Here is a 14,284-nt window from a genome sequence, read left to right as displayed (position 1 = left end):
CATGGCCATCCACAACGAGAGCGAGCTCGAGACCTACATCTGCGAGTACCTGCAGCAGCACGGCTGGCTCTACTCGCCCGACGATGATGGCTACGACCGCAAGAACGCGATCTTCCCCGAGGACGTCCACGCCTGGCTGGCCGAGAACCAACCGGAGGACTACGGGCGCATCGTGAAGGCCGATGCCCCGGCCTCTGCGCAGCAGGCACAGCGGGACCAGATCACCACCCGCCTGATCGACGTGCTGAACAAGCCGCAGGACACCGGAGTCGGCGGCACGCTCAACGTGCTCCGCAAGGGCTTCAAGGTCGGCACCTCAGCCACCCTGCGCATGGCCGAGCCGCGGCCGGCCACGAAACTGAACCCGGCCGCCGTCGCCTCCTACGAGCGGATGCGGCTGCGCGTGATGCGCCAGGTGCACTTCAACGCGGCGACCAACCACTCCGTGGACCTGGTGCTGTTCGTCAACGGCCTGCCCGTGGCAACGGTCGAGCTGAAGACCGACTCCACCCAGTCCATCGGCGACGCCAAGAAGCAGTATCGCGATCGCAACCCGAAGGCCTCCCCGCTGTTCGGCTTCGGCACCCGCGCCGTGGTCCACTTCGCCGTCTCCAACCGCGAGGTCTGGATGACCACCAAGCTCGCCGGACGGGACACCTTCTTCCTGCCCTTCAACCAGGGCGACAACGGCCGCGCAGGCAACCCGCCGAACCCGAACGGCTCTGCCACCGCCTACCTGTGGGAACGGATCCTGCAGCGGGACACCTGGCTGGAGATCCTGCAGAAGTTCGTCTTCCTCAAGAAGGAGACCGTGGAGGACGAACACGGCCGCTCGCGCCGCAAGTCCACGTTGATCTTCCCACGCTACCACCAGTGGGAGGCCGTGACCGAGATGCTCGCCGCCGTCCGTGAGGAGGGTGCTGGCAAGACCTACCTGATCGAGCACTCCGCCGGCTCCGGCAAGACCAACACCATCGCCTGGACCGCCCACCGGCTGCTCTCCACCTACGGCGCGGACGAGCAGCGGGTGTTCGACTCGGTCATCGTGGTCACCGACCGCACCGTGCTGGACGATCAGCTTCAGGAGGCCGTCCGGCAGATCGAGCGGACCTCCGGCACCGTGGTAGCCGTGGACCGCAAGAACCTCGGGGGAGAGGCCACCAGCAAGTCCGCCCTGGTCAAGCAGACCCTGCTGCGGGGCAACCGGATCATCGTGGTGACGCTGCAGACCTTCCCCGCCGTGCTCGAGCTCCTCAAGGGCGATTCGACGCTTGCCGGCCGCACCTACGCGGTGATCGCGGACGAGGCGCACTCCTCCCAGACCGGTTCCGCCGCCGCGAAGCTCAAGCGCGTGCTCACCCCGGACGAGCAGGCCGACCTCGAAGACGGGGGAGAAGCAGACACCGAGTCCATTCTCGCCGCCGAGGTCGCCGCCACCGGGCGCCCGGAGAACATCAGCTTCTTCGCCTTCACCGCCACCCCGAAGGACAAGACCCTGCAGATGTTCGGCCGCCCCTCCGGCGAGTACGACGAGAAGGGCCAGGAGATCCCGGCCTCCTTCCATCGGTACACCATGCAGCAGGCCATCGAGGAGGAGTTCATCCTCGACGTGCTGAAGAACTTCACCAACTACGACACCGCCTTCAAGCTGGCCCTGGCCGGACAGAAGGGCGAGTTCCGTCCGGAAGGCGACCGGGCCGCCGTCGGGAAGCCGACGAACGAGGTGGACCAGACCGAGGCGAGCAAGAAGCTCATGCGGTGGGTCAAGCTGCACCCGACGAACATCGCGCAGAAGGTCACGATCATCGTGGAGCATTTCCGCGCCAACGTGGCCGGGCTGCTCGATGGGCAGGCCAAGGCCATGGTGGTCACCGACTCCCGCGCCGCCGCCGTCCGGTACAAGCGCCAGATGGACAAGTACATCCAGGACATGGGGTACACGGACGTGGGCACGCTGGTGGCGTTCTCCGGCGAGATCACCGACGACGAGTTCGGGCTCGAGAAGGTCACCGAGCGGTCCATGAACCCCGAGGCGACCGGGGACCTGGCGAAGGCGTTCGACGGCGACGGCTACCAGGTGATGATCGTGGCCAACAAGTACCAGACCGGCTTCGACCAGCCCAAGCTCTGCGCCCTCTACGTGGACAAGAAGCTCTCCGGCGTGCTCGCCGTGCAGACGCTGTCCCGGCTGAACCGTGCCGCGCCCGGCAAGGACACCACCTACGTGCTGGACTTCGTGAACTCCGAAGACGATATCCAGGCCGCCTTCGAGCCGTACTACACCGGTGCGAAGCTGGAGACGGTGACGGACCCGAACCTGATTCACGACCTGGGGACGAAGCTCGACGCCGCGGGCGTGTACGACTGGGACGAGGTGGACGCCTTCGCCGACGTGTGGGTGGCGTGGACGCCCGGCAGCGGGCAGGAAGGCCTGCAGGCTGCGCTGGAGCCCGTGGCATACCGGTTCCGCAAGGAACTGGCGGATGCGCGGGTGAGCCAGGACGAGACGCGGGTGAACGAGCTCGTGCTGATGCGCAAGGACATGCGTTCCTTCGTCAGCCTCTACGACTTCCTCTCCCAGATCTACGAGTTCGGAGACACCGACCACTACAAGCGGGCGCTGTTCCTGCGGCACCTGGTGCAGCTGGTGGGCGATCAGCCCGGCGGGGAGGAGCTGATCGATCTTTCGGACGTTCAGTTGGTGAGCATCCGGCAGAAGAAGAAGTCCTCTGGCGACATTGGGCTGACCGGCGGGGCCGCGCTGAGGGGGACGACCGCCGTGGGCGGCGGGCAGGTGCGCGAGAAGCAGCGCGGGCCGCTCGAGGAAGTGATCGAGAAGATCAACGAGATCTTCGCCGGCGAGGGCGTGGACGCCTCCCCGTCCCAGCAGGAAGCGTGGGTCAGTGCCCTCGTGGCGCCGCTCATGGAGGACGAGAAACTGCTGGGACAGGCCGGGGCCAACTCGCTGGAGCAGTTCCTCGCGAGCCCGAACCTCGAGCGGTCAGCAATGGGCGCCGTGTACGCGAACGAGGACGCCTTCGCGAAGATGACGGACATCGTGGGCAGGGGCGGGGACCCGTCCAAGATGATCGTCGCTGCCATCGGGGAGTACCTGTACTGGAAGGTGCGGGGTGAAGGCGTCGGCGACGTCTCCGGCGGTGCCGACTATGCCGAAGGCCGCGGTGCGGTGAGGTACGAAGGGGAGCGGGCGCCATCTGCCCCGGCGGAGACGACGGGGGCCAGCGCCGACGGTGAGGGGGGGTTGGCAAAACCTGCAAAACTCGCAAAACTAGCAAAACGGGCAAACTCATGGCTCGTTACTCCCGTGAGTTGAGGCCCAACTACTCCACGGAACAGGACAGCGCCATGGCCAACCCGTTTAAGCCCTCAGCTGGCTCGACACCTCCACTTCTCGTCGGGCGTGACGATGTGCTCGATGACTTTACGGCCGCTCTCAGTGACGGTCCCGGCGCGCCTGGGCGCCTGGCCTTCGTTACTGGGGCACGAGGTGTGGGCAAGACGGTCATGCTGACCACGCTCGGTGATATTGCCAGGGGTGAAGGGTGGGAAGTCGTCGATGAGACCGCGACACGGGGGCTGATTGACCGGCTGACTCGTTCGGTGCGTGCGGCGCGGCATGACACCGGGGTCGAAGACAAGCCGAGGACCCGCAGTTTCTCCGTGGGTGTCGCCTCGCTCGGGAGCGTCAGCAAGGAGTTCGACCTGCCTCCTGCCGACCCGCACGACCTGCGCATCGAGATCGGCCGCCTTCTCGACTCACCGGTCATGGCGGACAGCGGCCTGCTGATCACAGTCGACGAGATCCACACGATCGCCACCGACGAACTGGACCAGCTCGCCGCGATCACACAGCACCTGATCCGAGAGGGGCGGAATATCGCCCTGGTCATGGCAGGTATCCCACAGGCAGTCGACCAGCTGATCGCGGACAACGCACAGCGCCCTCGCGTAAGTACCTTCCTGCGCCGGGCCGAGATGATGGTGCTCGGAAAAGTCGATGAAGCAGACGTCGCCGAATCGTTCCTCGAGACGGCCAGAAGGGCTGAACGTGAATGGTCTGCCGATGTAGCCGCACAGTGTGCGAAGGCAACACGAGGGTACCCCTTCATGATTCAACTGGTGGGCTACCACACGTGGCGTGCGGCAGGTGCCGAACGGATCTCCCACGAGCATGCTGAGCGGGGGATCGAAGTCGCTCGGCGCAAGATCGGACAGCTGGTGCACGCTCCGGCTCTCCAGGATCTCTCGGACGTGGACAAGACCATTCTCGTTGCAATGGCGCAGGATGACGGGCCGAGCCGCAGCACCGACATCGCCAAGCGCATCGGCAAGAACACCAATTACGTGTCCGTCTACAAGGGGCGGCTCGAGCGAGCCGGCATGATCGACGTCCTGCCGAATGGCAGGCTGGCATTCTCCACGCCGGAGTTGCGGGAGTACCTTGTGGAACACGCTGCGCACTTCGTGATGAATCCGTGGACTGAGGGGCAATCTCTGTGAGAGACATGGAAGGCCCTCGGGGTCTGAATACCGTCCCCATCTGGCCTCGCTTCGTCCGCCCTGCTCTTGAGGTACTCGCAGAGCACGAGAGCATGAAGCGCCGCGACGTGATCGAGGCGGCAGCCGACAAGCTTGGGCTCAGTGAAGAGGCCAGGGCAGAGACGGTCGAGTCCGGCGAAGCGCGGTATCGAGGGCGCGGAGGCTGGGCGCTGGCGCACTCCGCCAAGGCTGGACTGATCGAGCGGCCCGCACGGGGCATCTACGTGCTGACGGAGGCTGGGCGGGCCTGGCTGAAGGACAATCCGGAAGGCTTCAACGACTTCGCCGGCGCCAGCGCATTCTTCGATCCGTTCTGGTCCAAGGACACCGCCAAGAAGCCAGTTCAGGACTATGTCCATACTGAAGTGCAGCCCGCTGTTGCGTCTGACCCGATCGTGGACCCTGAAGAACAGGCTCAGGACGCCGTCACCAGTCTCAATGAGACCGTCCGTGTGGAACTGCTCGAGCGGCTGCAGAACTCCACGCCGGCCTTCTTCGAGGAAGCCGTGGTCCAGTTGCTCATGGCCATGGGCTACGGAGGGACCCAGGGAAAGGCGGCCGTGACCGGCAAGTCCCACGATGGCGGCATCGATGGGGTCATCGATGGCGATGCCCTCGGCCTCGACCGTGTCTACGTCCAGGCAAAGCGCTACGCCGACGCGAACACAGTCGGCCGGGAACCGATCCAGGCGTTCGTCGGTGCGCTGCACCTGCACGGCGCGACGAAGGGCGTCTTCATCACGACAAGTTCCTTCAGCAAGCATGCCCAGGCGTACGCAGATGCCGTCCCCAACAGGATCGTGCTGATCGACGGCGTGAAGCTCACGCAACTGATGCTCAAGTACCGGGTCGGCGCGCAGGTGAAGAAGACCCTTCACGTACTGCAGATCGACGAGGACTTCTTCGAGTGACGCGCGTTCAGCGGCGTCGTTGGTAGAGCCAGAGACCGTGGTCGAACTGCGTCAGATCGGGGCCTCCGTGCAGGTCGGGTGCAACTTGTCCGTGGGCCGCGACCACAAGGTCATGTGCCTTCCCGGCAGAGACTCGTCCTGTCTTGACGCCCAGTGCTTCGGCCACGAACCTGCGGATCATAGTGTCCGCTTTCACACCTTGGATACCCAACAGCATGAGGAAGTATCTGAAGGTGACCCACCCGAGCCCGCGGACTCCGGTGTAGGCGTCCTTCAGACAGTCGACCCAGGGACGTCCATCGACGTTCGTCTGGCGGCCGGCCAGATCCCTGACATCGCTCGCGGTCTCCAGGGGCGACGAGCTGCCGATGTCCAGGGAGCGGAATGCCTGGGCGGCCTCAAGCACAGCCGAAGCCTTGGTGACGCCGGCTGTGACTCCATTGCCCATCACCTCGCGCAGAGTGGACTCCGGCAGTCGGGAGAGGGCCTCGAGTGAGTTCACGGCCTCCGCATGCAGAGCTTCGAACTCTTCGAGCCTCTCGGCCACCCCGCCATAGCGTGCACGGATCGAGAACACCGCATCCACCAAGGCCGTACCGACCTGATCATGACGTGCACCTCGGTAGCGTTGAAAGAGCTCTTCCGGCACCCTGCGGACGGCCTCAACCACCCTGTCGAGTTCTGATTGCTCCACGTAGGACGCTGGCATGATGGACAGCTTATCTATGGGAGTGGCCGCCAGGCCGCAGGTCAATCGTCAGGTCCACGTCCACCTCGCCGGCGTACTTGACGAGCTCCTCCTGGCGGGGCTGGCCCAGCACCATGCGGTAGGCGCCCAGCGTGCGCTGCAAGCGGCCCAGCCGGCGCTTCTCGCGGCTCAGTGGCATGGCCGGCACGAAGCGCCAGACCTTCGCCGCGCCCGGGTAGATCCAGAACGGGGACAGCCCCACGGAGTCCTCCGGCTCCGCCGCCACCGCGGCGTCAAACAGATCGGCCCACACATCGGATCCCGCAGCTGCCAGAGCCTCCGCGCCGAAACGCGCCGCCAGGTTCTTCCGCACCGCGTGGCCCTTGTACCGGTGCACGCGGCCCTCTCGCTGCTCCAGGTCCACCGGATTCGACGGCAGGTTCCAGTGCACCACCGCATGCGAGTACGTGTGGAAGTCCAGGCCCTCCTGCCCCACGGAGGTCGACGCCAGCACGAACGGCCAGAACGGGGACGTGTACGCCTCGCGTGCCGAACCCTCCCGCTGCTCCGCCTTCTCCGTGCCGGACCGTGAGCCGCCGAAACGCACCGCCACATGCGTGCGCAGAGACCGCTCCGCCACCGTCACCCCGTCGTCCTCGGCACGGATGTCCTCCACCCTGGCCGAGGCCGCGGTCAGGCCGGCGACGCCGCTGATCCTCGCCGCCAGCGCCTCCCACCGCTCCGGCGGGGCGGCAGACCTCAGACCCTCGGATTCCACCAGCAGGTGCGCGTACTCGTCCAGCACGGACTGCAGGTTTCCGGCCATCGAGTAGTGCAGCACCTGCCGCCAGTACGCGTCCTCACTGGCCCCTGCTGTCGCCTCACCGGCGGCCGCTCCCACCAGCGCCGAGACCTCCGGACTTCGGAACAGCGCGCGCAGCCCGTGCACCGCCGTCTCCGCGGCACGGCGCAGCAGCCGGCGGTCCGTGAGCTCCACGGCCTCTGCCGAGCGTGCCAGCGCACGCAGCGCGCAGACGCCACCGCCGGCCAAGGCCATCTCCGCCAGCACCTCCGGCAGATCCGTCGGCGGGTCGCCGAGCTCCTCCACGGAGGCGTCGACCGCCCAGCGCAGGTGCTCGGCCATCGCGGAGGACAGGTCCGCCTCCTCGTCGCCACGCTCGGCACGGCGCTCCGCGAAGGCACGCTCGATGCCCTGCAGGTCCTTCACCTGCAGGGCCCCGCTCCGCAGGTCCAGCAGCACCGGTGCCACGCCGTACCAGCGCCTGCGGCGGTCACCTGCCTCCGCAGCCGCGGGCACAACACCGATCTCTGCCAGCGCCGACCGCACCCGCTCAGCCACGACCCGCACGGCTTCCTCTGGGGCGACAGCACCACCGGCCTCCCGGGCCAGCGCCAAGGGGTCGCCGAGCCGCCCCAGCGTGGGGGAGGGGTAGACGTTCGTCAGGTTCGGCAGGTTCCTCGGCACCCCGTTCGCGCGGTCCATGCCGAACGCCAGCGTGGAGAGCCGGCGCTTGTCCGAGTAGCGGCGCCGCTCGTCGCGCTGCGCCCGGGACGCCGCCACGATCCGTCGCTCGGCCTCGTAGCTCACCAGCGCTGACAGCGCCTTCGGCGCCACCGACCAGGAAGAGAACACCAGCCGCTTCGTGAACGCCTGCGCCCCCTCGGACGCGAACACCCCACGCGGCTGCAGGTACGGCAGCGCCGGCGGCATCCAGGCCAGCTCCCATGCACGGTGCGCGTCCAGGTCCTCCACCAGGGCGCGCAGCTTCGCGTTCGGCAGCCCGAGCTCCTCGAACCGCTCCACGGACTCCCAGTCCAGCAGGCCGTCACCGGCCCTGCGCACCACGGCCTCCGCCTTGGCGGCGCTGGCCTCCGTCGCCACCGCGCCCTCGCCCCCGGCGCCGGGGGCCAGGGACTCCAGGAAGTTCTTCTGCACCTTGTACCCGGTGCGGTCCATGAGGTTCGGCAGGTAGGCCGCCGACCGCCACAGCTCGAACACGTCGTAGCCGTCCACGGCCCGGCTCAGCTCGTCGGCCAGCCGCCAGGACGCCACGTCCTCGGGCGCCACCGTCATGGCCCCGAGCGGCCGGGACTCCACCATGCCGTCGTGCCCCTCCGTGAAGCTGACCCGCTCCGTGCGACACATGACCCGCCGCAGCCGTGCCCCGGCGTCCTGCGTTGCGGCCACAGCCGCGTCCAACCCCTCACGGGTCCTCGTCAGCATGCCCTGCCGCACCCGGCCCAGGTCCTCCTGGATCTTCTCTGCCTCCTCCGGACCGGCCAGGAACCGCACGGTGGAGGTGAAGTCCCGGTAGTGGTCCTCGCCGTCTGGCTCGTCCGGGAGCGTGTACATCTTGTACGGCGTCGCGCTGAGCACCAGGGACTTCGTCCGTGGGCTGGAGAGCACCCGCTGGGCCAGTCGTCGCGATTCCGCAGACAGTCCCGAGGCCTGCTCGTCGAACAGGTCCTTGAACCGCTGGAACTCGTCCAAGATCACCAGGTCCGGGGCCAGCGAGTCCACGGCCGCGTCCGCCATCGCCATGCGCAGCCGGCCGATCAGCTCACGCCGCACCCAGTGCTCGGCACCCCAGACGTCCTCCTCCGGATCGCTGTCCCGCCAGAATCTCCCGTACGCCTCCTGCAGGTCCTCCAGGAGGCTCGCCCGGCCGCCGTCACGTCTCTCGATCGCCTCACGGAACCGGGCCATCACCTCGTCCGGGAACTGCTCCGGCGCCTCGGTCCGCATCCAGTCCAGGGCATCGCGGAAGTTCTTCGCGTAGGAGCCTGCGCGGAAGAAGGAGATCCAGCCTTCCGTGTCCAGGCGCTCGCCGAGCACCTGTTCGAGCATCAGCAGTGCCAGCCGACGCTCCTCGCCTTTGCCGGTGGTGTCGCCGAGTCGTAGCGAGGTTCCCGGCGTGAACGCCAGCATCTTCACCCGCGCGGCGGCATCCTGCCGGCCCATGGCCAGCGGCAGCAGGGTCAGACGGTCCGCGTTGTCCTGCACCTCGCCGCCGGTGAGATCTCTGAGCCGTGCCAGGTTCTGCCGGGCGATCTGCCCGTTGGAGCAGATGTACACCAGGGTGATCGGCCCCTCGGCCGGGTCCCGTTCCCACAGCCGCTCGATGGTCTTCGCGGCCACGCCCTTGGCGATCAGCGTCTTGCCCAGCCCGACTTCGTCCGCCACCAGGAACCGGTCGGTCGCGTCCTCGCCCCAGAGGTGACCGAAGGCGTGCTCCACGGTGGCCCGCTGGAACGGCTTGAGCGTGCCGAGCATGGCCTCCACGTCCGGTCGCGCGCTCATGGCCGCTCCTCCCGGCTCAGCGCCAGCACGTCCGGTGCCACCACGGACAGCACCGTGTCCCACATCTGCTCGAACTCCGCAGGGATCAGGGCGCGCACCTTCTCGGACCGACGCAGCGCCGCCACCTGCCCGGCCACCGCGGCCAACGCGTCCACGTCCCCGACGCTCGCCCGCATCAGCGGCTCGAACAGCACCACGTCCGTCCACGCGCCGCCGTGCCCGCCCTCACCGAGCCCGTCCAGCTGCTCGAGGGCCCCCGCTTCCGCCGCCAGGTCCTCCCCCGGGGCGTGCTCGTCGATGCCCAACAGGAGCGCGAGATACCGCAGCACAGCGCTTTCGGAGTCCAGCAGCTCCTCCAGGTAGGCCTGCCGACGGTCGGTCAGGTCGCCCTCCAGCCGCAGGGTCACCAGGCAGCGCCGGGTCACCTTCGCCTCACCGGACCCGAGCCGGCTCTCCAACACCAGGAACGGCGTCACGTTCTTCGGCGCCACCGTCCACGCGGTCCCGTCCGCCAGCGGCACGGCCGCATCTGCCGGCAGGGTCAGCAGCCGTGCCGTGGTCACGGCCCCCTCCGGGGCCTGAGGCACGACGACGGCCAGCTCGCCCCGCACCTCGTCCTCACCCTGGGCTGTGACCACCAGAGTCGGGCTGGCGGCGGCCACCGCCCGGTGGAAACGCTCGAGCTCCAGCGAGCCGGCGATCTGTGCCCGCAGATCCGCGTCCGCCTCGGCAGGGGTGTAGCGGGTCATCACCTGGTCCAGGCCGACGCCGCCGTCGCGGGGCTCCAGGGCGGCGGCCACGCCGCAGGTGCGGGTCGGTCCCTGGAGGACGGCGTTGAACTCCACGTTCCTGGTCCAGGCCGGGCGGGACAGGTTGGCGCTGCCGGTCACCACCAGCGAGCGCTCACGCTGGCCGAGCAGGTCCATCACCACCGTCTTGGCATGCAGGCCGGTGCTGCGCAGGGAGGACTCGCTGTCGGGGGCCTCAGACTGCTCGGTCTCGCCCTCGAGGACCCCGTCGGCCGGGGCGTCCTCGAGGCCGGACGTCATGTCGTCATGCAGGACCCGGGTGTCCCAGCCCTCGCAGCCGGCCGGCCCCAGCAGGTCGAGCTGCTCCGGGCGGGAGAGGAGGAGCGGCTCGGTGCCGCCGCGCAGGCGCACGATCACATCGGCGGTGGCGAACGGTGTGATCGCCAGGGTGCGTCTCACCCGGTGTGCCGAAGGCAGCTCGTCCAGGGCATGCCCGTTCTCGCCGGCCAGGCCGAGAGGCAGGAGCCGTCCGTCCGTGAACGGTGCCGGGACGGCGAACCGTGCGTGGCGCAGGGAATCGGCCAGAGCGAGCACCGCGCTCCGACGCTCGCCGGGCATCTCGTCCAGCGCCATGCCGGGCAGGGCGGCGACGAAGTCGGCTGCCGGACCTCCGTCCACCGGGCCGTCAGGGTCCTCGTCCAGCACGAGGAGGGTGTCCCAGGAGTCGTCCAAGGTGAGGTTCCGGGAACCGATGAGGAGGCGGTGACGGTGCGTGCCGTCGTCGTGGACGAACCGGACCGCCCAGACCTTGGGATGGAACACGCCCTGGTCCGACGGCGGCTCCACGGGGACCACGGAGTCCTCGAGGAACGTGAAGATCCGCGAGTGGCTGCGGGGCACCGCGATCCCGCCGGCCTGGACGAACACCGTGGTGTGTCCGATGTGCCGCTGCACCGCGTCCAGCAGGGCGAACGGGTCCCGGTGCAGGTCCTCGGCGCCGTCCGGATCGGCCAGGGCGAAGGTGAGCGGAGCCAGCAGCATGGCCGTGAGGTTCAGCGAGTAGGTGGTCGCCACCGCCTGGTCCACGCGTGTGCCCTCCGGCGGACGCAGGGCGTCGGCGAGCACGGTCTGGATTCCGGGATCGAGCATCAGCCGGCCTCCAGTCCGCGGTAGATGTCCTCCAGGTCTGCCCGGGCCTCAGGCCAGCGGAACTGCAGACGACCCAGTGCTGAGCCGCCGCTCCACTGGTCCAGGCGCGCACGGTTCTGCAGGCGTGCGAGCCCCCGCTTCTTGCGGTGCTCACGGTCGGTGATCAGACGGCGGGCTTCCGGATCGTCGGCCAGGGAGTCGGGAGAGTCGGCGGCGGCGACGTGCCCGGCCCAGCGCTCCAGGAATTCGAGGTCCGCCGTACGCATGGGACGGGCCGGCGCCCCCGGCACGGCCAGATGCTCCAGGTCCTGGACCGTGAACGGCTCACCCACCCGGTAGGCCGCCCAGGCTTCTGCGAGGCCGTTGCGGCGGACCTCGGCGAGCGGCTCTCCGTCACCTGTGGTGCGCTCGGAGGCCTCGGCCAGCAGGACGTTGTAGAGGAGGTTCGCCACGTGGGCCAGGCGGGAGAACCGGACTGCCGCGTGGACGGCGTCCTTCAGGTCGGCGGGCAGGTCCAGGGCGAGGACGCCCTCGAAGGTGTCCGGGAGCGGGTTGTCCGCGGACCAGTCCTCGGGGCGGTTCAGGCAGAGGTGGCCGAGCAGCGAATACGGCGCGTGGGCACTGATCATCGTCCGCAGGTAGTCGGCCTCCTCGGCGGTGAGGTCGAACGTGGTCTCCCGTAGCAGGTCGTGCGGGGCCTCCGGAAGGCCCAGGTCCAGGTGACCGGGCAGGCGGCGGTGCGGGCCGTCGTCGTGCTCTTCCACCGGCATGTTCCGGACCGCCTCACGCTCCACGAGGATGAGCTGCGCGTGGTCCCGTGCCGACTGCCCGGCGGCGACGATGCCCCAGGAGCTGAGCATGCCCCAGTAGACGACCGAGGGCACCCGACGCAGGGCCCGACCGGCGGCACGGCCGATGATGCCGGTCTCGCCCTCGCCCATGCCGCGGCGCAGCGCACCCATGAGCTGGAACTCGCCCTCGCGGAAGTCCGCCAGGATCTCCTCCACGGACTGCTTCCGCTCCGCACGGCGCAGCAGCCATGGGACGAAGAGGGCATAGCGCAGGCGGGTATGCAGGGTGGAGGTGCCCGGGAAGAGGCGGTCCGCCCAGGCGTCCCTTATCCGGCCGAAGCCCAGGTCGTCCACGGTGGACTCGTCCCGGAAGCGGTCCACGAGCTCCATCATCTGGCGGTGCTGCCGGCGGTCGACGGCGAGCCAGGTGAAGGAGGACATGGGCACCATCTTGCCGGAGACTGGAAGGCCGCCGCGGGGGAGGAGGCAACGGTGCGCTTATCGTGTCCGCCCGGCGTCGTAGGTTCCACAGTGACCGGACAACAAGGCGCCGGTCGCCGGAACCAGACCAGTGAGGTTGCCATGACGTCGTCCCTGTCCGCTTCGACCACCGCCCTGACCCCGGCCCGCCGTCGTCAGATCGAGGCGATGCTCGTGCGTGCCGTGGGCGAGCATGACGACCGGGCCCTGCAGATGGCCCACGCTTACGGCCATGGCGCCACCCTGGAGCAGATCGGGGACAGGTGGGGAGTGACCCGCGAGCGCGTGCGCCAGATCATCAATGCCGGCTCCGGGTACACCGCCCCGGAGCTGGCCCAGCACCGTCGGCTCAAGGCCGCCGAGGAGAAGCAGTTTCTGAAGGCCAGCGTGCTGGCCTGGTCGGAGGCGAACCCCGGTGTCGACCTGCACGAGGGCGCCCGGCGGTTCTGCCTGGAGCGTGACGAGTTCAAGAAGCTCCTCGGCCGCCGTGCCCGCTTCCACGAGGCCTCCGCCATGCGGAAGTCCTTCCGCAGCGGCGCCAGCGACGAGCAGCTCCTGCAGTACCTGCGCCGGTTCCATGCCGAGACCGGCGCCACCACCGCAGCGGCCTACACCGCATGGGCGAAACAGGAAGGCGTGCCGGGCCACCAGACCGTGGCGACCCGCTTCGGCCGATGGAACAACGCGCTGACCGCTGCCGGCATCCGACGTGCAGAGCCGGTGCGTCGGGAGAGCGTCTTCACGGACGACGATCTCTGGGCTGCGGCCATGGACGCGTTCGCGTCTCCGGAGGCGCCGGTCACCTACCGTGAGTTCTCCGAGTGGCTGCAGGCGCGAGAGGGAATGCCCTCGGACGTCCTCATCCGCAACCGCCTCCAGGTGCCCTTCTCCACGCTCCGCCACGCCGCCGTGCGCATGCTCGCCACCGGCGAGGTGTACCGCGGAGTCTGCACCGGCAACGTGTTCGAGTCGCGTGACTGGAAGTCCCTCGCCCACCGGGACGACGACCCGCTGGAGCCGGTTCGCGGCGCCATCGCCGACCTCGGCCCGAAGCTCACCAACAACGCCTACACGGTCTGGGCCAAGGAGAACCGCGCACCCAGCGCGCTGACCCTCATGCGCCGCACGCGCCTGCGGTGGGGTGCCCTCGTCGAGGCTGCCGGCGGCCAGGCGAACCACCGACGCAACAACGGGTACTCGGACCAGGACCTCGTGGACTGGGTCCGCCGGTTCATCGCCGAGGTCGGCTCCACCTCCTCCAGCGCTTACGCAGAGTGGCAGCAGGGGAAGTCGGCACCGCACCTGGTCACCGTCCTGGCCCGCTTCGGCAGCTGGGCCGAGGCATTGGAGGCCGCAGAGGAGCAGGCCCCCAGCGCCGCCTGACGGGCCGTCGTCGGGCAACGGGAGGGCCACAGAGGGGAGCGCCACGGAGCACCAGAACGACCACCACACCACGCCCGAGGAGTGGGAGGAACTCAAGGCGGAGCAGGCCGCCAGGACGCCCGCCGGCGGAAGAACCGAGGCGCGGGCGCCCGGCCCCGGAGCCTCGGCCGGGACCTCTGGGACTGGATCTGCGGCTGGGGCTCGTCTCCTCGGACGCCGGCAGCTACGCGATCAGCGGTGCGGCCATCGCC

At 68.8% G+C, this 14,284-nt stretch carries 8 protein-coding genes; 4 read left to right on the top strand and 4 right to left on the bottom strand.

Features of this window, described 5'->3' with window-relative positions; translation table 11 throughout:
- The first annotated feature begins 1 nt into the window (after position 1).
- The 3 genes from FM125_RS09620 to FM125_RS09610 are packed head-to-tail and all read left to right on the top strand — an operon-like array spanning position 2 to position 5,471.
- Complete coding sequence (locus FM125_RS09620; protein ID WP_245829951.1) at positions 2–3,334, top strand: type I restriction endonuclease subunit R; 3,333 nt, start codon at positions 2–4, stop codon at positions 3,332–3,334.
- Positions 3,335–3,366: 32 nt separating this feature from the next.
- On the top strand, positions 3,367–4,521 hold the full coding sequence (locus FM125_RS09615) for an ATP-binding protein (RefSeq protein WP_087134448.1): 1,155 nt from the start codon (positions 3,367–3,369) through the stop codon (positions 4,519–4,521).
- A gap of 5 nt (positions 4,522–4,526) precedes the next feature.
- Positions 4,527–5,471, top strand: a complete 945-nt coding sequence (locus FM125_RS09610; protein ID WP_087134447.1) for a restriction endonuclease — start codon at positions 4,527–4,529, stop codon at positions 5,469–5,471.
- A 7-nt stretch (positions 5,472–5,478) separates the two neighbouring features.
- On the opposite strand, the gene FM125_RS09605 is transcribed toward FM125_RS09610, so the two are convergent.
- The 4 genes from FM125_RS09605 to FM125_RS09590 are packed head-to-tail and all read right to left on the bottom strand — an operon-like array spanning position 5,479 to position 12,611.
- Positions 5,479–6,180 (bottom strand): hypothetical protein, encoded by a 702-nt coding sequence (locus FM125_RS09605; protein WP_143745332.1) that lies wholly within the window; start codon positions 6,178–6,180, stop codon positions 5,479–5,481.
- Between the two features lie 10 nt (positions 6,181–6,190).
- On the bottom strand, positions 6,191–9,481 hold the full coding sequence (locus FM125_RS09600) for a helicase-related protein (RefSeq protein ID WP_087134445.1): 3,291 nt from the start codon (positions 9,479–9,481) through the stop codon (positions 6,191–6,193).
- Positions 9,478–11,379, bottom strand: coding sequence for a phospholipase D-like domain-containing protein (locus FM125_RS09595; protein ID WP_087134444.1), 1,902 nt, complete (start codon positions 11,377–11,379; stop codon positions 9,478–9,480). The genes FM125_RS09600 and FM125_RS09595 overlap by 4 nt, the downstream gene beginning before the upstream one ends.
- The gene (locus FM125_RS09590) at positions 11,379–12,611 is read right to left on the bottom strand and encodes a DUF6361 family protein (RefSeq protein ID WP_102214997.1); all 1,233 of its coding nucleotides are present in this window, start codon (positions 12,609–12,611) and stop codon (positions 11,379–11,381) included. The genes FM125_RS09595 and FM125_RS09590 overlap by 1 nt, the downstream gene beginning before the upstream one ends.
- A 141-nt stretch (positions 12,612–12,752) precedes the next feature.
- On the opposite strand from FM125_RS09590, the gene FM125_RS09585 reads away from it, so the two are divergent.
- Positions 12,753–14,033 carry a homing endonuclease associated repeat-containing protein gene (locus FM125_RS09585; protein ID WP_102214996.1) on the top strand — a complete coding sequence of 427 codons (1,281 nt, stop codon included), beginning with the start codon at positions 12,753–12,755 and terminating at the stop codon, positions 14,031–14,033.
- The last annotated feature ends 251 nt before the right edge of the window (positions 14,034–14,284 follow it).

Source organism: Micrococcus lylae (genome assembly GCF_900163825.1).
Classification (GTDB): Bacteria; Actinomycetota; Actinomycetes; order Actinomycetales; family Micrococcaceae; genus Micrococcus; species Micrococcus lylae.
Note: the sequence above shows the minus strand (reverse complement) of the source record. Positions and strands in the feature narration are given on the sequence as shown.